Source organism: Gilliamella sp. Pra-s60, assembly GCF_009795755.1.
Lineage (GTDB): Bacteria > Pseudomonadota > Gammaproteobacteria > Enterobacterales > Orbaceae > Gilliamella.
The window spans coordinates 1-23,170 of sequence record NZ_WTFA01000019.1 but is presented as its reverse complement, the minus strand read 5'-3'; the positions used below and the strand labels follow the sequence as shown (position 1 = coordinate 23,170).

The 23,170-nt window shown below is 37.5% G+C and carries 17 protein-coding genes; 4 read left to right on the top strand and 13 right to left on the bottom strand.

What is annotated here, in order from left to right; translation table 11 throughout:
• Positions 1-457 precede the first annotated feature (457 nt).
• The 10 genes from GQ596_RS10090 to GQ596_RS10045 form a co-directional block, all read right to left on the bottom strand.
• Positions 458-2,134, bottom strand: coding sequence for a hypothetical protein (locus tag GQ596_RS10090; protein ID WP_160401592.1), 1,677 nt, complete (start codon positions 2,132-2,134; stop codon positions 458-460).
• Between the two features lie 438 nt (positions 2,135-2,572).
• Positions 2,573-4,123, bottom strand: coding sequence for a hypothetical protein (locus GQ596_RS10085; RefSeq protein ID WP_160401590.1), 1,551 nt, complete (start codon positions 4,121-4,123; stop codon positions 2,573-2,575).
• Positions 4,124-4,136: 13 nt separating this feature from the next.
• The gene (locus tag GQ596_RS10080; RefSeq protein WP_160401588.1) at positions 4,137-6,464 is read right to left on the bottom strand and encodes a hypothetical protein; all 2,328 of its coding nucleotides are present in this window, start codon (positions 6,462-6,464) and stop codon (positions 4,137-4,139) included.
• Between the two features lie 120 nt (positions 6,465-6,584).
• Positions 6,585-6,767 carry a hypothetical protein gene (locus GQ596_RS10075; protein ID WP_160401586.1) on the bottom strand — a complete coding sequence of 61 codons (183 nt, stop codon included), beginning with the start codon at positions 6,765-6,767 and terminating at the stop codon, positions 6,585-6,587.
• 199 nt (positions 6,768-6,966) lie between these two features.
• Positions 6,967-7,962, bottom strand: coding sequence for an MDR family oxidoreductase (locus GQ596_RS10070; protein WP_160401584.1), 996 nt, complete (start codon positions 7,960-7,962; stop codon positions 6,967-6,969).
• Positions 7,963-8,243: 281 nt separating this feature from the next.
• Positions 8,244-9,998 (bottom strand): biotin carboxylase N-terminal domain-containing protein, encoded by a 1,755-nt coding sequence (locus GQ596_RS10065; RefSeq protein WP_202113793.1) that lies wholly within the window; start codon positions 9,996-9,998, stop codon positions 8,244-8,246.
• Between the two features lie 16 nt (positions 9,999-10,014).
• Complete coding sequence (locus GQ596_RS10060; RefSeq protein WP_160401580.1) at positions 10,015-11,601, bottom strand: urea amidolyase family protein; 1,587 nt, start codon at positions 11,599-11,601, stop codon at positions 10,015-10,017.
• A 120-nt stretch (positions 11,602-11,721) separates the two neighbouring features.
• Positions 11,722-12,498, bottom strand: a complete 777-nt coding sequence (locus tag GQ596_RS10055; protein WP_160401598.1) for a 5-oxoprolinase subunit PxpA — start codon at positions 12,496-12,498, stop codon at positions 11,722-11,724.
• Between the two features lie 14 nt (positions 12,499-12,512).
• Complete coding sequence (locus tag GQ596_RS10050; protein WP_160401578.1) at positions 12,513-13,748, bottom strand: NRAMP family divalent metal transporter; 1,236 nt, start codon at positions 13,746-13,748, stop codon at positions 12,513-12,515.
• A gap of 300 nt (positions 13,749-14,048) precedes the next feature.
• Complete coding sequence (locus GQ596_RS10045) at positions 14,049-14,930, bottom strand: LysR family transcriptional regulator (RefSeq protein WP_160401576.1); 882 nt, start codon at positions 14,928-14,930, stop codon at positions 14,049-14,051.
• A gap of 135 nt (positions 14,931-15,065) precedes the next feature.
• On the opposite strand from GQ596_RS10045, the gene GQ596_RS10040 reads away from it, so the two are divergent.
• The 3 genes from GQ596_RS10040 (at position 15,066) to GQ596_RS10030 (ending at position 17,978) form a co-directional block, all read left to right on the top strand.
• On the top strand, positions 15,066-15,881 hold the full coding sequence (locus tag GQ596_RS10040) for an SDR family oxidoreductase (RefSeq protein WP_160401596.1): 816 nt from the start codon (positions 15,066-15,068) through the stop codon (positions 15,879-15,881).
• Positions 15,882-15,918: 37 nt separating this feature from the next.
• Positions 15,919-17,064 carry an iron-containing alcohol dehydrogenase gene (locus GQ596_RS10035; protein WP_160401575.1) on the top strand — a complete coding sequence of 382 codons (1,146 nt, stop codon included), beginning with the start codon at positions 15,919-15,921 and terminating at the stop codon, positions 17,062-17,064.
• A 71-nt stretch (positions 17,065-17,135) separates the two neighbouring features.
• A complete protein-coding gene (locus GQ596_RS10030; RefSeq protein WP_160401573.1) occupies positions 17,136-17,978 on the top strand; it encodes an aldo/keto reductase in 843 nt (280 codons plus the stop codon).
• 80 nt (positions 17,979-18,058) lie between these two features.
• Here GQ596_RS10030 and GQ596_RS10025 read toward each other — a convergent pair whose 3' ends face one another.
• Both GQ596_RS10025 and gap read right to left on the bottom strand, forming a co-directional pair.
• Positions 18,059-18,643, bottom strand: coding sequence for a TetR/AcrR family transcriptional regulator (locus tag GQ596_RS10025; protein ID WP_160401571.1), 585 nt, complete (start codon positions 18,641-18,643; stop codon positions 18,059-18,061).
• A 49-nt stretch (positions 18,644-18,692) separates the two neighbouring features.
• A complete protein-coding gene (gap, locus tag GQ596_RS10020) occupies positions 18,693-19,694 on the bottom strand; it encodes a type I glyceraldehyde-3-phosphate dehydrogenase (RefSeq protein WP_160401594.1) in 1,002 nt (333 codons plus the stop codon).
• 198 nt (positions 19,695-19,892) lie between these two features.
• Between gap and GQ596_RS10015 the strand changes: the two genes are divergently transcribed.
• Complete coding sequence (locus tag GQ596_RS10015) at positions 19,893-21,119, top strand: MFS transporter (RefSeq protein WP_160401569.1); 1,227 nt, start codon at positions 19,893-19,895, stop codon at positions 21,117-21,119.
• Between the two features lie 1,275 nt (positions 21,120-22,394).
• Here the strand turns inward: GQ596_RS10015 and GQ596_RS10010 are convergent.
• Positions 22,395-23,170: hypothetical protein (locus GQ596_RS10010; RefSeq protein ID WP_160401568.1), on the bottom strand; the 776-nt coding region annotated here is incomplete at its 5' end.

The following is a 23,170-nucleotide window of genomic DNA, read 5'->3' as shown; positions in this document are numbered from 1 at the left end:
GCCACATTCTGTAGCCAAAGCGTGGGTTTGCAAAGGGAATTCGCTTTAATTCCCTTTGCTCGGACGTTGTCACTGTAGCTATTTTTATCATCCAAAGCTAAAACGTCCGAAACCACTGCACCTAACCCATTCTATGCACTAACAAAAAAGACATTATTTTAATAAAAAATCTGTCAGGAAAGGTATTGATTTTATTAAAGTTTTTATTTAGTATTTTTTTAACAAAAGCCTAAACGCCCGAAACCTTGCCGTACTAAAAATAGACCACCGCTTTAAACCGCCACAACGTAATCCACTAAAACTGCCATCGACACTTTCAGCGTCGGCGGCGCGCTTGTGGCTTTGTCCACAACAGTACCCCCTAATGGAAAGCCCCAACTTACGCGGGGCTTGATTTTTGTCTATATTATCCTATCTAGCTCCCACGCCCTTAGGATTAAGAACTAAATGCTAAAAACTAAGGTGTAGTGCAAAGGCCATACTTCTTATAGTAAGAAGCTGTACCATAAAACACAGAGCTACCGTGCGAGTTAACAAAGAAATTATCGCGACTATTAGCAGCCTCATTCGTCCAATAGGGACCTTCGACAAAGCTCGCTGTCTTGTAATCAGACGGTTCGCTCCACTCAGAAAAAAAACCGGCTCCTATTTGTCGCTGGAAATAATCACCATTTGACAATGGCGTGGCACCATCTATATCCCCAACACATGGAAACCAAGATCTCTGTATTCCGCATTTTGCGTTAGTGACGTCTTTTATGTTAATAATACGATAACCCAAACTACTGCACCATGTTTCCTGATTAGATGAAATAGCCTTTTCAGCACCACGATTAACAAACCACTGTTTCAGCTTAAATCCATATTTCACTATTACTCTACCGCTACTATCCTTTCCTTGTAACTCAAAAGTCTGCGGTAAGGTTGGCACACTCAGTGGACTAGGATTACTTGCACTTATCTGACTACTATCCGCTTTAGGGCCGTTTAACGTTACTCGCGTTACATATCTTGATTTATCTGAAATCCAGCTATCAGCTCGTTTACTTCTTCCGTCAGGGGTTGTGAATGTTCCTGAGTTTGGCTTTACCCTACTTACCGTTGCCGTTATGCCACTATGAGTAACCGGAGACCAAGTTAACAGACTTGCATCAAATCCACCAATATCTAAATCAAAATATAAACCATCAGCCCCCGTAGTAGGGAAATTAAGGTCGTAAGAAGACGGACTTACAGACTGCAGAAAAAAACCTTTATTAGGATCCCATATGTTAGCAGGACCTGCATAGCTGTATGAACCATACTCAAGACTGGGGCTTACTGAACAAACACCTATAGACGATTCCGTTCTGACATAATATTCCACCGAACCTTCACTGAAAGAAGTTGTATTGGGAATACCAAATTGTGTAGAAAGATAGGCATTTGTATTACTAAATACTATCTTATAAGGCGATAAACACATATCTAATGGATGATCACGAAATACACGACGGTTATTTTTATCAGTAAAAACCGCCGATAACTCCCCTCCTGTACCAATATATCTATCTCCATCGCCATCATCATCTCCCCAATAGTGATACGAAGAACGAGTGATGTCATATAGCGACGCTGAGCCCCGCGATGGCGGGAGCAGCATACCTATATCATTAAAAGAACTGCCACTTGGTAATATTATCGGATCTGTAATAGTTGAAGTATTTGTTAATGGAGTAATTATTGTACCATCTGGTAACTTAATACTAAGTAACATGTCGGAGGTTGTAATCCTAGTCTGCCCACCATCATACGTTAAATACGGCGCACTGCCCTCAATGGTATTAGCTGTACTTGCCGTTAAGGCTTGTGTTGCCTGTGTATACGACAATAACAACAACGGTGCAAAGACCAACACGGACTTAGGTAATTTAAGCCATCTAGATAGCTTAAATAACCCAGATAAGAAAGGTAAAGACCTTGACCTTGGTGACAAAGCCATCGATATATTCGGCGATTCCACAGGATTTGATGATGAAAACAAGTCTGGTGTCTGTTTTTGACTACCAAGATATTGAATAAGATTTAGAAATAGGGCTTCCAATGCCGTGCGGTTGCTAGTTGCTAGCTGTCTTTCATTAACATGATAACACATAATATTTGTTCCATCAATTAACTTATTGTTTTATTTGGTTTTTATAAAAAATCACTTGTTTTAGTGAGTTTTTATAAAGTATTTAAAGCATATAGTTTGTTAAAGATTAAATCACCACTTTTTTTTTAAAGAATTGTAATATTTTATTTATAGTTAGCTTAGTTTTTCGTTGTTAAGTTCTAAGAAACTTTTAACATGGTATGTAACTAATTGTTTTTATTAAAAATAATTAAATAAAAAACGTCAATAAAATCAATACCTTTCTTGAACAATTTTTTGTAAAAAATAATCCCTTTTTTGTTTTTGATAAATAAAATAATTACAGTGGCTACATCGAAGTTAGGAAATTTTGAGCAAAATCCCCCTCCTCTTTGTAAGACTACAGAATCTGATCTGTGTCTATTTGATGCTACAATAAGAGCATCTTCATGCAGTTATTCAGTTCTGATTACTATTTCGGATTTTTATTAACTCATCAACACATTCTTTTGCGACTTGTTTGTATTGTTTTGCCTCTGCCTTGGGAAGGTTTTTATCTATTCTTGTTTCAAATAAGTCAAAATTACCTAAAAAATCCCATTCAGGTATGGATATTTGTATTTCGTTATTAACAAATACTGAAAATAAGGTAACCTTATGCGCTCCAACAGATTCTCGATAGACAATATTTTTGATGCTTTTTACATCTAAATCTAATTTTCCACCTACTGACAAATCATTAGGAATTTCTGTAATTTGGGTTTCATGCAAAGATAAATCACCCGCTACAGATAGGTTATCAGGTAATTTAGTTATGGGTGATTTATATAAATAAAGCCCGCTATTTAATGATAGATTATTAGGTAGCTCGGTTATTTGAGTTTCATATAAATACAAATCACCTGCTACAGATAAATGAGCAGGCAACGCGGCAATTTGGATATTTCTTAAATAAATATAACCACCCACCGTCAAATTATCAGGTAACTTAGTTAATTTTCCTTTATATAAGGTTAAATTCCCTTTCAATGATAAATTATCAGGTAATTGAGTAATGTTGCTATCATTCAAATATAAATTGCCATCTAAAGCAAAATTATTGGGTAATTCAATGATACCTGAGTCAGCCAATTCCAAAGTTCCACCAATAAATAAATTGTCAGGTAATTTATTTACTTTACCAAAACTCAAATTTAAATCACCACCAACTGATAAATGTTCTGGCAATTCAGTTATACGACGAGATAAAACCAAATTTTTTTTAACTGAAAGGCCTTCTGGTAATTTATTTACGCTTGAACCCAATAAATATAGTTCGCCATTCAAAAATAAATCATTTGGGATTTCTTCTATGCCAAGCGGTACATCCAAATGACCACCAACCATTAAATTATTAGGTAATTTTTCTAGATTGTTGGCAAATAAATGAAGATTTCCACCTACATAAAAATTGTCAGGTAAATAATTAAGCGGATTCTCAGATAAATCCAAATCTCCTTTCACAGACAAGTTATTGGGTATTTCATGCAGATTATTACGTCTTAAACCTAAATCTCCGCCAACAAATAGATTGTCAGGCAATTCATTTACTTTACCAAAACTCAAATCTAAATTACCACCAACAGATAAATTAGTTGCCGACACTATACCTCTTTTAAGGTTATCACATAAATTCAAATCGCCGCTTACAGATAAGTTATTTGGTAGAAATTTGATAAAACATGGGTTGATATCTAATTTACCACTAATAAATAAATTATCGGGTAATGAAAAGATATCTTCATTGTCCAAATTTAAAGAATCGTAAACAAATATAGAATTATCCTTAATTGAGTAATCAATTTTTTTATAATCTAAATAATCAAAAAACTCTCCATGTTTTTCATACAGAAGTTCAATAGGATTGGTTCTCGTTTCATTTTCAACATTTGCGATAACCAAACAGGAAAACAAACTTAACATCAATCCAGTAGCAAAAGTTCTTATATTAATTTTATTTAATATTTTCATATTGCAAATCCTTTTATATGGATCGATTAGTATTTCTGCGCTTAGCTAATTCATCAATACAGTCTTGTGCGACTTGTTTGTATTGTTTTGCTACTACCTCAGAAAAATTTTTATCTATTTTTGATTCAAATGATTTAAGGTTGCCTAAAAATTTCCAGCTAGGTACCGATATCTGTATTTCCCCATTATTAAATACAGAAAACAGCTTAATGTCATCTTCACCAACATGTTCACGATAAACAATATTAGTTATCTTTTGAACATCCAAATCCAAACCTTTACCCACTGATAAATTCTCGGGTAATGTGGTTATATTGGTGTTATTTAATTTCAAATTTCCACCTACTGATAAATTGTCAGGCAGTTTGGTGATAGGCGTATCAGATAAATCCATATCACCCTTAAGTAATAAATTACTTGGTAGTTCAGTTATTGGGGTATTGTTGAAGTACAAATCACCATATACATAGAAGTTATCTGGCAATTTAGTAATGCGGGTATTGCTAGCATTTAACCTGTTTACATATATTCCATCAGGTAATTCACTTATCACCGTGTCACTAATATTTAAAAGACCTTTTACATATAATTTATTAGGAAGTCTAGTTAACATGGTCTCACTTAGATCCATACTTCCTTTTATAAATAGTCTATTAGAAATTTTGGTTATTGGCGTTCTCCGAGAATCTATCCATTCATCGCTCCAGCTATAATTAATATAAATAAATCGATCTGTTTCTAACAATGGATATTTATGTAGTTTATTAAAAAATGCTTGATCTTCTTGTCTACTTTTAGCTAGTGTAGAAGATAGCGTAATCGCCTCTTTTATTGTGTTTTTTGCTTTTGGATTTTCAACGTCACTAGTAGTTATTTGGTTGTTATTTACTACGTTGTTATTTACTACATTGTTATTTACTACATTGTTTTTTCTCATCTCGATTAATTCGTCAACACACTCTTTTGCGGCTTGTTTGTATTGCTGAGCAGTCACACCTTGATAGTTTGCATCTATTTTTCTTTCAAAGGATTTAAGGTTCCCTAAAAATTTCCAGCTAGGTACCGATATTTGTATTTCTCCATTAACAAATACAGAAAATAATGTAATTCGATCTTCGCCAATATATTCACGATAAGCAATATTACGAATTCTTCTTACATCTAAAATGAGCGATTTCCCTACCTTTAAATTATCTGGTAATCGAGTTATTGGTGTGCCTCTTAAGTCTAAATGCTGACCAACAGAAAGGTTATTAGGTAATTGAGATATAAAGCTGTCTCTCAAAAATAGATAATTCACAGATAAATCATCAGGTAATTGAGTTATAAAGCTATCCCCTAAATTTAAATAGTCAACAAATAAACGATTAGGCAACTCCGTTAAAATACCGCAAGAAAGAATTTCAAACTCACCACCAATCGATAAATTATAGGGGAGTTGAGGTAGTTGGGTTACTTTACTGCCATCACATTTAAAGTCAGCGCTTATGGATAAATTATCAGGTAATTGAATAGAGCTATCCCTAATTTTAAATATGTCATCAATAATAATATTATTATTCTTAAATGAATATTCGATCTTTTCATAATCTAAGAATTTAAAAAAATCTTTGTACTGCTCTTGAACAATTAGTAGATTGGCTTGGTTTTTTCTCATCTCAATCAAGTCATTAACACATTCTTGGGCCGCCTGCTTATATTTTTCTATTTCTAACTGATATTCATCTTCAGTAGCTTGTGAGTATTCTTCATCAACTTTTGCGTCAAATGTGTTAAGATTACCTAAAAATCGCCATGCTGGTACTGATATTTTTATTTCATTGTCAATAAATACAGCAAATAATGTAATGTCATCACTACCCACTTCTTGACGATAAGCTATATTATTAAACTGCTCCACAGGTAAACTAATTGAGCTTGCATGTAAATCTTCAGGTAATTGGTTTATTTTAGTTTTATATAAAATTAAATCACCCTTAACAGATAAATTATTGGGTAATTCCCTTATATAGTCATTATTTAAATATAAATCACCTTCTATCGATAAATTATTTGGTAAGATAAATTTGGCTTCATCATCATCTATGTATAAATCATCACTAATATAAATGTGATTATCTTTAATTGAATAGTCAGTTTCTTGTTGCTTTAGATAATTGAAAAATAATTTATATCTTGAATTAACTTGTTGACTGTTTTTTTTGTCTATCAAACTATCAATATCTGTTATTAAGCTATTGACCTTTTCATTTTCAGGATTTTTTACAAACAAGCAAAGAATAATTATTAATAGTATGCCAATACTGATAATTAATAAATTCTTTACGTTGAAAATATTCATATACTAAATCCTATATCCTAATAATTGACTCCCTAAAAAGTATTAGGAAGTTATTTTATCGTTATTTTTTCTAGATTATATAACATTACATACAAATCAAGAAGTTTTCGGTAACGATGGCTAGCTAAGTGAATTAGGGTTAAATATTTTTATTTGGTCACTACTTGCCCTAGGTTCTGTTAACTTTATTCGTGTCATACCTACATTATCAGGTGACGGCGTCATGATAGTAGTTATTCCACCATTAGACGTCAAATACAGAGGTAAACCATGGGTAGACAGTGATACTTTCTCTGACAACACTTGCGAACTGCGCGAATACAGCAATAGCAATAATGAAACAAAAACGAATAATGACTTAGATAATGGAAATAAAAATTTAGACTTTGGCAAAGGCTTTTTGAACAAAAATTAAACAAAAAACTTCAATAAAATCAATACCTTTCCTGAACCTTTTTTGTACATATTTATATAAAATAGCTCTGTTTAGCGACGGGCTTTGTTATTTGTTTACATCAACCACATAACGGCCTTTTATTTGCCCTGCAATCATGTTGTTTGCGACTTCAACACATTCATTTAGAGTAACTGTTTGACCAATATTTGCTAAAGTTTGCGCATCAAGCTGTTGGGATAATAACTGCCATGCTGACACACGTTTATCATAGCTTGCCATGACGCTATCCACGCCTGCCAAAGTTACTCCTCGTAAAATAAATGGCGCAACTGTTGCTGGTAAGTCCATTCCTTGAGCAAGTCCACAACAAGCGACAATACCGCCATATTGAGTTTGAGCGCAAGCATTGGCTAAAGTGTGCGAACCAACCGCATCAACAACCGCTGACCACTGTTCTTTTTGTAATGGTTTGCCTGCTTCTTTTAACGTTTGGCTATCAATAACATTAACTGCACCGAGTTTTTGTAGATAATGTGCTTCATCGATTTTACTAGTCGATGCTGTAACTTGATAACCTAATCTGGCCAGTAAACTGATCGCAACCGATCCCACTCCCCCACTTGCTCCAGTCACAAGCACCATGCCATGGTGGGGTTTTATGCCAAAATCGACAATTCGCTCAACACATAACGCAGCTGTATAACCTGCTGTGCCAATGACCATGGCTTGATAAGGCGTTAGATTGTTAGGTAGTGGAATCAGCCAATCCGATTTTAAATAGGCATATTGTGACAAACATCCCCAATGCGTTTCACCACAGCCCCAACCGTTTAAAATCACCTGTTCACCTTTTTGGTAACGCCCACTAGCACATTCAACCACACACCCAACACCATCAATCCCCGGCACCATTGGCCATTGCCTAACTACAGGGCTTTTGTTGGTTAAGGCTAGTGCATCTTTATAGTTGATGCTTGAATAAGCAACCTGAATTAACGTGTCACCTTGTTGCGCTAAGAGTTGTTGTTTACTGACGCTTTTTAGCGAGCTCGCAAAACCCGTTGTGGCTTCTTTTTCGAGGAGAATGGCATTAAATGACATGGCTATTCCTTATTAGATTGAAGATTAAAATAGTGATAAATCGATTTGTTGATTATAATATTTAAACCTCACTTATTAAATAAATATTCCCAATCTATTTGCCTATTTTGATGATATAAATTTAACAATATCTAAGATATCATTTAGCCATTTACTATCAAAAAATGGCTAAACATAAACAAAAAAACTAGTATTATCACTTTATATAATACTAGTTATTAAAGCTTAACTATTAGGCTGTAGATATACCCCAATTGGGATTAACTGAAGCTAATCAGGGGCTAGTTAATTTCAGCAACGGCATCGCCTGCATTCACATAATCGCCTTCTTGAACCGTTTTGGTTACTGTGCCACTGCGATGTGCAATAATTTGTACTTCCATTTTCATGGCTTCCATAATGCCAATGGCATCACCTTCGTTTACATTTTGCTTATCATCAATAAGCCATTTGAAAAGGTTGCCAGATACAGGCGATGGTACAATCGAATCGGATAGTATGTCATTAGCAGAAGTTGAAGTCGATGAGGTAACGTTTGCTTCGGTTTGCATAGCCAATCCAGCAAATAGGTTTGCAGGTAAGCCCAGTTTACAGCGTTTGCCGTCAATTTCGATAACGGTTTTTATTAATGCTTCTTCTTTGGCAGGAATTTGCCTTTTTGTGGGTGTGATTGTGGCATTTAATTCAGTTTCGATCCAACGAGTATGTACATTAAAATCATCACAAAAATCAGGATGTTCAATCACAGCACGATCAAATGGTAAAACACTTGCCACCCCTTCAATTGTAAATTCTGCTAACGCTCGGCGAGCCCTAGCAATGGCTTGTTGTCGATTATGACCAACCACAATCAATTTTGCCATTAGTGAATCAAACGTGGCAGGAATCGTTGAGCCCTCCGTGACGCCACTGTCTACACGAACACCAACACCTAATGGTACATCAAAGCGCGTAATGGTGCCTGCCGCAGGTAAAAAACCATTAGCGGCGTCTTCGGCATTGATACGAAACTCAATAGCGTGGGCTTTAGGTTTTGGCGTTTCATTAATGCTTAATGGCAAACCTTGGGCAATACGCAGTTGTTCAACAACAAGATCAATGCCTGTTGTTTCTTCTGTTACGGGATGTTCTACTTGTAACCGTGTGTTGACTTCTAAAAATGATAATTTACCATCTTGGCTGAGTAAAAATTCAACCGTCCCGACACCAACATAATTTGCTTTAGCACAAATGGCTATTGATGCTTGGGTTATTTGTTCAGTTAATTGTTCGCTAATAAAAGGAGCGGGTGATTCTTCAATTAATTTTTGATTACGTCGTTGCAGTGAGCAATCGCGTGTACCAACCACAACAATATGCCCTAATTTGTCGGCAATAATTTGTGCTTCGACATGTCTAGGGTTATGTAAAAATTGTTCTAAAAAGCACTCTCCACGCCCAAAAGCAGCAGTTGCTTCACGCACGGCGGAATGGTAAAGCTCTTCCACTTCGTCTATTTGCCAAGCAACTTTTAAGCCTCGACCACCGCCACCAAATGCGGCTTTTATAGCAATAGGCAAGCCATGGGCATGAGCAAATTCGACGGCTTCTTTAGCATTTTTAGCAGGTTCTTTTGTTCCTACAACCAAAGGGGCACCTACCTGTAATGCAAGCTGCCTTGCTTTGACTTTATCGCCTAATATTTCGATCGTTTCGGGGGTGGGGCCAACCCAAATTAACCCTGCATCTTGCACCGCTTTTGCAAATTCAACACGTTCAGATAAAAAACCATAACCAGGGTGAACCATCGTTGCTCCTGATTTTTTAGCTATAGCGATAATTTTATCAATATCTAAATACGTTTCACTTGGTATATTACCTGCTAGTCCATAAGCTTCATCGGCCATTTGTACGTGAAGTGCGTTAATATCGGCATCAGCATAAATCGCAATAGACAAAAAACCCATATCACGACAGGCACGCACAATGCGTACGGCAATTTCGCCACGGTTAGCAATTAATACTTTATGCGTTATTGTTTGATTATTTTTAGACATGATCAACATCACTCCCTTAAAATTCTTTAAATATCCCTATCGGATTAAATTTTATTTTGGCATTGACTGGAATTTGACCTGCCAAATCTAAATGATAATTACAGACTGCGCCAATAACAGGATAACCACCCGTTAAAGGATGATCATTCAAAAATAACACAGGTTGTCCATTAGCAGGAATTTGAATTGCTCCAATGCAAGTCCCTTCACTTGGTAATTCTTGGTATTTTTCACGAGTTAATGGTTGTTCACCAGATAAGCGTAATCCAATACGATTAGACGCTGGCGTTACTTGCCATAACTGTGAAGTAAGAAGTTCTATCGCTTGCTGAGTAAACCAATCGGTACGCGGTCCAAGCACAATATCTAAGACGACCACATCTTGGCTAGTTGGGTAATTGATAGTAGGGGTTTCGGTTAATAAAACTGGTTTTAATGTGTTTGTTTGCTTTATTGCCAATGTTTGCCCTGCTTTTAGTGGCAATGGACCTACTTGTGCAAGCGTATCAAACGCACAACTGGTTAAAATTGGCGATACTTGAAAACCACCACGCACCGCTAAATAACTACGAATGCCACATTTTACATTACTTAAGCGGATAATATCGCCTACTTCTAATTGAATTGGCTGATACATGGGCGAAGTATAGGTTTCGCCTTGGGCGGTGGTAATGGTGATATCACATACAGCTCCTGTTATTGTAACTAGCATTGAACGGTTTATTTGTGCGCTAAAACCACCTTGAGTAATTTCTAACGCCGGTTCATTAATTGAATTACCTAATATACGGTTAGCGCTGTGTAATGCGCTTTTATCCATCGCTCCCGATTCAGAAATACCTAACGCTGCCTGACCAATTCGACCATTATCTTGGAACAATGTTTGTAGTCCTGTCGTTAATACGGTTATATCTTGTTGCGGCTCAACAGTGTTATCTTGTTTTTTAGAAACTGATAAATGAGCAGGTAAATGATAAGTTGTTTTCGATTGGCTCATATCAATAAAATGAACCCGCGTGCCGGGTTTGAACAGCGCTGGCTCATCACGATAGATGTCCCAAACGGCGGTATCGGTAATACCAATAAGTTGCCAACCACCTGGGCTTGATTGTGGGTAAACACTACTAAATTCCCCTGCTAAAGCAACCGATCCTGCTGGAATGCGAACGCGTGGAGATTGTCGGCGTGGTACATTAAGTTGAACCGTTTTGGATACCATATAAGCAAACCCCGGAGCAAAGCCACAAAAAGCCACTTGATACTCGTTATTGGTGTGCCTGGTAATCACTTCGGCAACTGTTATGCCAAGATAATCTGCCACTTGAGGTAAATCTTCGCCATTATAGCGAACCGGTATTGTTACCAATTCGCCAGATTGCATAACGTTTGCCGAAATATCTAATTGAGCAATTTGCTTTGCAAGTATATTAGCATCGGTCACAATGGGGTTATAACGGATTAATAGGGTTCGTGCCGCTGGGATTATTTCATTGATATGCCACTCAGCAATAACACCTTGAAGCACATCTGTAAGCGCCATGGTTTGCTCAAGGCTGTTTAATTCTACGATAAACGCATCGATATTAACGGGTAAAAATCGCATTAAGTACCTCGAAATATGATCAATATCCAATCACTAACAACACATATTTTATATTGTTTTGTTTAATCATATTTTTATTTTCTTATTAATTTAATTAAATTTTTCAAAACATTAACTAATTTAGTTATTATTACTTTTAGTAAACGAGGCAATATGAATGCCATTTTGTTGTAGTTTTTGTCGAACTTTTTGTGCCATTGCTAAAGCACCAGCGCTATCGCCATGGACACAAATTGATTCTGCCTCAATACGCACAAATTGCCCTTCGATAGACATCACGCCACCGTCATTAACTAATTGCAACATTCGCTCGGCAACCAAATCAGGATCGTGCAATACAGCACCGGCTTCTTTACGCGAAACTAATGTGCCATCGGCATGATATGCTCTATCAGCAAACGCTTCGGCAACGACGCTCAAGCCACTTTCTTTAGCCCATTCAATCAATTTTGAGCCTGCAAGAGCAACCAAAGTCAATGTGGAATCAACCGCACAAAGCGCATCGATCACCGCCATTGCCTGACGTTTATCATGCGCAATGGTGTTATATAATGCACCATGTGGCTTAACATAACTTATTTTGGTGCCGATTGATGTGGCTAATCCTTTAAGTGCGCCAATTTGATAAATCACATCAGCGGTTAATTCATCAGTTGCTATATCCATATTACGGCGACCAAACCCTACTAAATCAGGGTAGCCAACATGAGCACCCACTTCCACATTATTGGCTTTGGCCGCTTTCAATGTTTTTAAAATACCTGCTGGTGAACCTGCATGAAATCCGCAAGCGACATTGGCACTGCTAACAACTTTTAGCATTGCCTCGTCATTACCCATTTGCCATTGACCAAAGCTTTCGCCAAGGTCACTGTTTAAATCAATACATTTGGTGATTGTCATATTGTCCTCTATTTTAAATAGTTAAAAATAGTCGCAACCGACATTATGCCCATATACCAAGTAATTGCGCACACAACGACACCTGAAAGTAATAACCATCTTGGATAATGATATCCAGACATAAGATCAGCTCGCCGCCAACCAATATACACAAAAATGGTCAAACCAAGCGGTAACACTAAACCATTAAAGCCACCGGCAAAAACAAGTAATGATGCTGGTGCTGTCCCCATAGCTAAATAGATCACAAGCGAAACAGCAATAAAGATAATGGTGGCAAATTGGCGTTGTCTATCTGTAATTGTTCGTTTAAAAGGTGTAATAAAAGTCATTGAAGTATAAGCGGCTCCAATCACACTGGTTATGGCTGCCGCCCATAAAATCAAACCAAAAAGACGTAATCCAAACTCGCCTAAAGCAACCTGAAACGCTTGCGATGCAGGGTTGGCTGCATAGCTTGAAATATCAATTGTCACACCACTTGCCACGACACCTAAAATCGCTAAAAATAGAATGTAACGCATTAAACCAACAACCACAATCCCTTTAGTTGCCGCCCCCGAAACATAATCAATATGCTCTACACCAACCATACCTTTATCAAGTAAACGGTGAGCGCCAGCATAAGAAATATATCCCCCAACGGTTCCACCAACAATAGTTGTGATTGAAGCAAAGTTAATATCACTCGGGAAAACGGTCTCTTTTAACGCTTCACCAACTGGAGGGTGAGATGCAAACACCACAAATAACGTTAAAACAATCATTAGCAAACCAAAACCAATCATTAAACGATCAATAAAATTGCTAGCTTTACGCGATGAAAAGATATAAACCGCTAAAAATGCACTAATTGCCCCACCCCATTTAGAATCAAGCCCAACCAACGCATTTAAACCTAATCCTGCACCGGCAATATTACCAATATTAAACACTAACCCACCAAATATAATTAGCACTGCAAGCACATAACCACTAAATGGAATTGTGGCATTGGCAATATCAGACGAATTCATTTTAGTTAACGCAACCACTCGCCAAATATTTTGCTGAACAACAAAATCGATAATAATAGAAGCTAAAATACCAAAGCCAAAGGCAGTACCAAGCGTAACGGTAAACGTAGCGGTTTGAGTAATAAATCCTGGACCAATTGCCGATGTTGCCATTAAAAAAATAGCACTAATTAATGAAGCACGCCGATTTTTAACAAAAGCAACGGTACTACTGCTATGATTTTCCATATGCATGTCTCCTCTTAATTTATTTCTATAATTATCAATACAACTACCCTATTAGTGAACGTTAATCATGCTGTTTTCAACAACGTTTAGTTAAAAATAATGCAAGTACTATGCCATAGTGTAAAATTGTAATTGACAAAAGGCGCTATAATTACTGTTTTCAAGTAAAAATACTAATTAAAAATAATTATAATTGTCTATCATTGAGACATAATAAACGAATAACCATACTCAATGGTTCAATTTGCACCAAATTTATGCAAAACTGCAATTTATATTTAACAATTTAGAGGTTTATGACTAATGCTTTAACGCGTCAACAATCAACTTAAAAACATTCGAATGTCCTTTGCGACTTGGGTAGTAAAGGTAAAATGAATCATAAGTAATCGCAAAATCGGCCAACAACTCAATTAATTGACCCGATGCCAATTCTTGCTCAACACTAGAATCAGCAAGCCAAGTAATACCTAAACCATCTAATGCAGCTTGCTTGCGTAAATGGTTATTAATCATAAATTGCGAGTGCGGATGGTATTTAACCATTTTGCCTGCTTGTAAAAATTCCCACGGCAATTCGGTACCATGCTCCGAAGATATTCGCATACCAATTAAACGGTGATTATCCAGATCGTTAACGGATGTTGGTTCAGACTCTTCCTGCAAATAATGGGGGCTAGCGACTAAGGCCATTTTTAATGGCGGGGATATTTTTACGGCGATCATCTCTTTAGCGATATCGCTCCCTAAACGACATCCCATATCAAAGCCCTGTTTAACAATATCCGCCCAGCTATTATCGGCTTGAATTTCAATTTTAATTTGTGGATAACGGGGCAAAAAGTCGCGTAATTTAGGATAGATGATCTGTTCAACCGCAATGCTTGGGGCATTAATTCGAATTGTTCCTGATGGCGTATTAACAAAATGACTTAACGCATCGACTTCTTGATGAATAGAATCAAATAACGGCGAAATTTGCCGATATAGCTGTTCACCTGCTTCGGTCAGTGAGACATTACGCGTGGTGCGATTAAATAAACGCAGATTTAACCGAGTTTCTAGGTTTCGCATACTATGACTCAGTGCTGATGAAGTCACTCCCAACAATTGCCCAGCTTTAACAAAGCTAGACGTCTGCGCCACGGTAATAAAGTAATTCAACTCATTTAGGTTATACATAATCAGTCCCTATTCGTGAATTTAATTCACTACACTATAAAACAAGCCCCTATTTATCTCAATAAAAGCCCTCGTTAAAATAGCAACTAATTACATCCACAATAAATAACCCACAAAATTAAGGGGGAGATCATGATAAAAGACGTGATTGTATTATGCGGATCAGGAGCGATAGGCATTGCGATCGTCAGACGCATAGCAATAGGCAAACAACTTCTATTAGCCGACAAAAACCCAGAACATGCCGAACATCAAGCTCAACAACTACGCAATGCCGGGTTTAATGTGCACACCACAGCTTGCGATGTATCAAACCCACAATCGGTCAACAAATTAGTCGAAACAGCCACAAAATTAGGCAAAATAATGGGCTTAGTGAATACGGCTGGGGTATCACCATCGCAAGCATCTGTAGCCCAAATATTCAACGTTGACTTATACGGTAATGCGCTATTATTAGACGCTTTTGGCCCTGTTATGGCAAAAGGATCTTCAGCGTTAGTCATTGGTTCGCAATCTTCGCACCGCTTAGCACCACTAACACAAGAACAAACCCAATCCCTAGCCTTAACCCCAACAGAATCTTTGCTTGATTTACCATTTATAAAAAACGTTAACGATACCTTAAAAGCTTATCAACTGGCCAAGCGTGGCAACGCTATAAAAGTGCAAGTGGAAGCGGTTAAATGGGGGCATCGTGGTGCCAGAATAAACTGTATTAGCGCAGGCATTATCCACACACCATTAGCAAATGACGAACTTAATGGTGAACGCAAGGACTTTTATCGCAATATGCTAAGACAACTTCCCGCTGGCCGAGGTGGTACACCTGACGAAATCGCTAATCTTGCCGAATTTATTATGTCAGATAAAGGGGCCTATATAACAGGCAGTGACATATTAATCGATGGTGGCGCCACAGCAAAATATTGGTGGGATAACAACAATTAATTTTGAATGAACATTATATTATCTAAAGGAATAAATCATGCATGAATTCAGTTTTCAAAATCCAACGCGTATAGAGTTTGGTATTGATAAAGAAAAAAACATAGGGCGCTATATGAAAGCGTTTGGCGCAAAAAAAGTCGTTATCCTCTTTGGCAGTGATCGCATTAAAAAGTCTGGTTTATTTAATGATATCACAGCCAGCCTACGCGAAAACAGCATTGAATTTACCGAATGCAGTAAAATAAAAAGCAACCCTGTTTTAAGCAAAGTTCGTGAAGGGATTGCAATAGCTAAACAATTTGGTGCTGATAGTGTACTTAGCATTGGTGGTGGATCGTGCTTAGATAGCGCAAAAGCGATCGCAGCTGGTAGTTTGTACGATGGCGATGTTTGGGATTTTTTTACTGGAACCCAAGTAACCAAAGCGCTTAATATTTTTGATGTCATGACACTCGCAGCAACCGGTAGCGAAATGAACAATGGCGGCGTTATCACCAACGAAGATACAAAACAAAAATATCCAATTCATGGTTTTAGTTTGTTTCCGAAAGTGTCAGTGATTAATCCTAAATTACAAACTACCATCAGCCGTGATTATCTAGTCTATTCTACCGCTGACATTATTGCGCATTCTATTGAGGGATACTTCACCGCAACTGTGCAACCCGAACTAATTAATTTACAAATCGAAGCCAACATAAAAACCGTCATGCGCACAACTGAACAGTTACTACAAGATCCAATGGATTTAGAGGCGCGTGGTGAATTTGCTTGGGCTGCAACATTAGCTTTAAATGGCATAACTTATGTCGGTACCGCAGGATTTAGCTACCCAAACCATATGATTGAACACGCTATGAGCGCCATTTGTGATGTCCCTCATGGTGCGGGATTATCGGTAGTTATGCCTGCTTGGATGACATGGTATCACAACCGTAACCCCAAACAGTTCCAACGTTTTGCTAAAGAGATTTTTGGTTTATCAACGGCTGAACAAGGTATTGAAGCATTAAGAGCTTGGTTTAACAAAATCGGCACACCAACCACGCTTGGGCAACTTAATATAAATGAGCATGACTTAAAACGGGTGATTGATAACGCAGCGCAAAATGCGATTGATTGGCAAATGAGTGATGTTTATAGTCGGCAAGTTATTGCGGGGATTTTTGATTTAGCGAAGTGATCCGTTGTACTTGCACCATCGTTTATCAAAAATCATCTTCAATGATTACTCATTAAAAAAGGAGAAGTAGTTTGGAAAATATCACATTAAATAATGGCATAAAAATGCCCATTCTTGGTTATGGCGTCTACCAAATTCCTCCAGAAGCATGTGAGCAATGTGTATTAGATGCCATTAGTGTCGGTTATCGTGCCATTGATACCGCACAAGCTTATGGTAATGAAGAACAAGTTGGCAATGCCATCATCAAATGTGGCATCCCTCGTCAAGAGTTGTTTATTACCACCAAAATATGGATCACTAATGCTGGCTACGAAAAAGCCAAACAATCGATCGATGAATCATTACGCAAATTAAAAACCGACTATATTGATTTACTCCTAATTCATCAACCATTTAACGATTACTATGGCACTTATCGTGCAATGGAAGACGCTTACGAACAAGGCAAAGCTAAAGCAATCGGTGTCAGTAACTTTTATCCAGATCGCCTCATTGATTTAGAACATTTTGTGCGCATAAAACCTGCTGTCAACCAAATTGAAACTCATGTCTTTCAACAACAAAAAGTTGCCCGCGAAGTAATGCAAAAACTAAATATACAAATTGTCTCATGGGCTCCCTTTGCCGAGGGCAAAAACAACTTCTTTCAAAACTCTGAGCTTATTGAAATCGGCAAAAAACACCAAAAGTCGGTTGCTCAAGTTGCATTACGCTTTTTGATTCAAAATGGAATTGTGGTCATTCCAAAATCGACTCAAAAAGAACGAATGATAGAAAATTTTGACGTATTAAACTTCTCGCTTTCAAATCAAGAAATGGCAAGTATAGCGGCTTTGGATACGGGCAATAGCTTATTCTTCTCGCATCAAGATCCCAAAACCGTGGAATGGTTTATGTCCATTTTAAAATAGTAAAAAGGTAATAAATACTGTTTTTATTCGGTACTGCGTAGGTAATCTAAAATTTACCTATGCAGTCAATATAAATTGCGCTATGTTTTTGGTGTGAATATTTTCAATAATGAATTAATGGTTAGATAAAAATAAGACTCATCTTGTAAACCTTTTGCAGAAATATAAGCGCCTTGCAAAGTGGATATGATAAGTGTTACCGCCTCTAAGGGGGCAAGAATATTAGAAATACTACCATCAGAAATTCCCATTCTTATAAGATTTTCTAACGTTTGTTTCATTGTTAAAAATCCGCGGGTAACTTCTGCCGCTAAATGAGGATTTGTCATAATAGACCGATCTCGTGCCATTTGACCAACTAAACAACCTCGTTCTATATTACGCGGTTTTAATAGCAAATTTGACAGTTTATTATAGGCATTGGTATCAATATTTAGTACCGAATCATTAATGCTTATTAACTGCTTTACATTGTAAGTTATGGCATACAAAGCTAAATCCTCTTTACCATTAAAATGGTGATAAAGACTACCTTGTCCAACGCCTGACCGTTCCAAAATATCTTTGGGGCTTGTGTTAGCAAGACCTTTTTCTAATAAAAGATCAGCCATAGCAATAATGAGCTTTTCTCTGGAGTTTTGTTTGGTTTTTTGTTCGTTATTCATGTCCTATAACTCAACACACCATCAATAGATGGTATGTTTAATTAATTGATTATTTGATTTGTAAAATGGTATCCACTAAACGGCTCGAAAAGCCCCATTCATTATCGTACCAACTGACAACTTTGAGTAAAGTACCATTCATCACTTTCGTTAGCTTTGCATCAAAAATAGAAGAAGCAGGATTACAAATCACATCAGAAGAAACAATCTCATCTTCTGTATAGGCAAGAATACCCGCCATTTTTTTCGAGCTTACGACCTTTTTGATCGTATCATTTACTAATTGTACTGTCACTTCTTTCTCTAGATTTAATGTGAGATCTATCATAGAGCCAGTAATGACAGGCACACGCACCGAACCACCATCCAGTTTTCCTTTTAATTCAGGAATAACAAGTCCAATTGACTGCGCAGCCCCCGTTGAAGTTGGCACAATATTTTGAGCAGCACAACGTGCTCGTCTCATATCACGATGGGGAGCATCTTGAAGATGCTGATCTTGTGTATAAGCATGAATAGTCGTCATAAAACCAGATTTAATGCCAAAATTATCATGTAACACTTTTACTAAAGGAGCTAAACAATTAGTGGTACACGAAGCATTAGAAATAATATGGTGCACATCTTTATTATACAAGTGCTCATTCACTCCCTGAACAATAGTCAAATCGACGTTTTTTGCTGGTGCAGAAATAAGTACTTTTTTAGCGCCAGCGTTAAGATGAGCTTGTGCTTTTTTACCATCATTAAAAACACCCGTTGATTCTAGTACCACATCAACTTGGTGTTTAGTCCATGGTAGATTTTCAGGATTACGTTCTTGATATACAGCAATTTTTTGATCACCAATAATTAAACAACCGCTCTTTACATCAACACTTTTAGCAAAACGCCCAAAAGCGGTGTCATATTTTAAAAGATGAGCAAGTTGTTCAATTGAACCCAGATCATTGATCGCTACAATGTTAATATCGTCTGAACATGTTTGTAATGTGCGTATAAAACTACGTCCGATACGGCCAAAGCCATTAATTGCTACATTAGTCATTATTACCTCCAATTAGATTAATAAAAAATACCAACTGGTACGGTAACACAAAAGCACTTTATTCCCTAACTAAAATAATTTTAATTTATATGTAATTATAAAAAAACAATTTATTAAAATTTACTTATACTAAAAATAAGAATACCATAAACAAAATACATACCAATTAGTATGTAAAAAAATAAAATAAGGAAAATAAAAATGAATGAAAAAAGCAACTATCGTTGGTTTGTGCTTGGCATTGGTGTTCTTGCACAAGCAACATTTGCGATGGGGTTTGCAGGTATTCCAATTACAGGAATTTTAATGCGAGACGCTTATCATTTTTCATTGTACGAACTTGGCTTTGTTTTAGGTTCAATGGGATTAGGGGTAGCCGCTTCAGAAATAATCTGGGGGATCTTGACTGACAAACTGGGGGACAAGCGCGTATTAATTCTAGGACTATTATCATCATCAATAGTCTATGCCTTAATAGCCATACTACTAACACCTGAAGTATCGGTTGGCAACATTCAATATTTACAATTAGGATTTGCCTTAGCAATAGCAGGCTTTTTTAGTGGTAGCATTAATTCATCATCAGGCAGAACGATAATGTCATGGTTTAGTAATAAAGAGCGCGGTTTTGCTATGAGTATTCGTCAAACCGCTATTCCTGTTGGTGGTGCGATTGGTACAGGATTACTTCCTTGGCTAGCGTATTCATATGGTTTCGAACTAATGTTTATTGTATTAGCTATTACAGGCGCAAGTGTTGGTGTTGTGGTTGCATTATTTATCAATACCAAACATAGCGAGTTGAAGCATACAAACCAATCAAAAAACGTAATATCTTCACCATTAAAAAATATTGAAGTATGGCGAATTGTTATAGTAGCAGGTTTTCTAACTGTCCCTCAAATGTCAGTGCTGACATTTGGTAGTATTTATATGCAAGATATTTTAAACATCAGTTTAGCATCAATATCAATTATTCTTATTGGCGTGCAAATAGGGGGTGGAATGCTGCGAATCTGGTCTGGTTACTATACTGACAAAAAAAATAACCGAATCTCCTTATTAAAGTACTACGCCATATTAGGAGGGATAACTTCTTTAGTGCTGTGCTTAGTCGTTAATAACACTTATATGGGCATTACCTTTCTTGTGCTTACTGGTTTATTTGGGCATGCATGGCATGGTATTGCTTACACTGAAGCGGCTGTAAAAGCGGGTATTGAACGGGTAGGAACGGCACTAGGCATGATTGGCACTACTGTATTTATCACTTCATTTTTAACACCACTTATCATTGCTTACATTATTCATTGTTATGGATGGAGTATAGTCTGGGGGACTGTTTCGGTTATGACATTTGCTTCGTTGTTGTGTTTTATTTCATTCACAAAAAAGAAGAAAGCGTTGCTTTCAACAGAAGATATTTAGCAATATTAAAAATTTAGGTAAGGTTTGAGTGTTAGTATAAAAAAGGGTTTGGAGAGGTTTATATTCAAAAAAACGGATAGAAAAAACTTTAATAAAATCAATACCTTTCCTGACTGATTTTTGAGTGGAAAATTAGTTTTTTTGTTAGTGCATAGAATGAGTTTGGTGCGGTGATTTCGGACGTTTTGACTTTTTGCGAATAAAATAGCCACAGTGACCACGTCCGATTTAGGGGATTTTTTGCGAAATCCCCTAAAAACCCCTCGCAAGGCTACAGAATGTGGCCTTCGGCTGCCCGACGCCGTCGCTCGGTCTTAACGCACCGGCTATGATTCGCTCCCGGCGAAGCATAGCCTCGCCAAACGTCCTGTTTGGCGTGCTAACCTCGCTCTGTTGTCGGCACATTCTGACGCCGGAATAAGACAACAACATAACCTTAACTGTTTTTTGGAGGTTGTTTTTGTTTGATAAAAACGCCTCAAAAAACTTCAATAAAATCAGTACCTTTCCTGACCGTTTTTTTGCTGTAAAATGCAGTTATCCAGAGTGTGCTTTTATTGATTTTGTGGTTTGTTAGTTGTTGGTGTTTAACGCTAGTTATGCAAGTGGTTGATTTTGCTTGAAAAGAGTTAAATGAAAACTTTAATAAAATCAATACCTTTCCTGACTGATTTTTTGCCGTTAAATGCTGTTATCCTGAGTGTGCTTTTATTGGTTTTGTGGTTTATTAGTTGTTGGTGTTTAACGCTAGTTATGCAAGTGGTTGATTTGCTTAAAAAGAGTCAAATAAAAACTTCAATAAAATCAATACCTTTCCTGACCACTTTTTGAAGGGTTTTTGCGTTGTTTTTTATAAAAAAGTGACTCATAAAAGCCACTTAAGGTTATGTTGTTGTCTTGTTACGGCGTCGGACAAATTTGTCTGGAACAAATTTGAACATCTGAGCATAGCTAAGATGGCCTCGTAGAGGCGAGTATCAGGATGATACGAGTATTGCCGAAGGCCACATTCTGTAGCCAAAGCGTGGGATTGCAAAGGGAATTCGCTTTAATTCCCTTTGCTCGGACGTGGTCACTGTGGCTATTTTATTCGCAAAAAGTCAAAACGTCCGAAACCTTGCCGTACTAAAAATAGACTACCGCTTTAAAGCGCCACAGCGCAACCCTAAGGGAAACGCCCCAACTTACGCGGGGGCTTGATTCTTTGTTATATTGTCCTCTCAGGCACCATAACCCTCTTCCGTGCCCTAAGGATTAAGAACTAAACGCTAAGAACTAAGGTGCGGTGCAAACAGCGAAATAGCTGCGGCTGGCAGGGTCGCTGTAGATGGCGCCGGGGCCCGAGCCGACATGGAACTGTTCGCTACCCGCTACGTCGCTCGTCCAGTAGCTGTAGTCGAAGCCCGCATTATTAGCGTAGAAGCTCATGCGTCCCCACTCCGTGAAAAATCCTGCTCCTATGTGACGTATATAATTATTACGAGATGAACTAGGGGCTGCGCCTGAAATAGGAGGATTATATGTTCTGACCGCATTGGTTAAATCCCTTACCCTAGGCATCCGATAACCCAAACGATTACACCATGCTGTTTGAGCTGAAGGGCTATCCTGTATATAACCACGATTGACAAACCACTGCTTTAACACAAAGCCGTAACGAATCTCATTACCACTACTATCCCTACCCACCAACTCGAAGGTCTGTGGCAAAGATGGACGTGTTAGTGAACGTGGATTACTTGAGCTTATTTGACTACTACTTGCCCTTGGACCATGCAACGTTACCCGTGTTACATTTTTGGATTTATCACTAATCCATTTATCGTTTTGTATGGTAGTTCCATATAATGGGTCTGGGTGTGAATCTGTACGCGGCCTTGTCCAACTCACTGTTGCGCTTATACTACCTCCTGTGTTAACTGTCCAACTTAACTGACTTCCGTCAATACCAGTAGGAATCTCCAAGTCAAAATACAAGCCATCTGCACCAGTCGTTGGAAAGTTCCTGTCGTAAGATGATGGACTCGTTGATTGAGTTAAGAAGCCCTTAC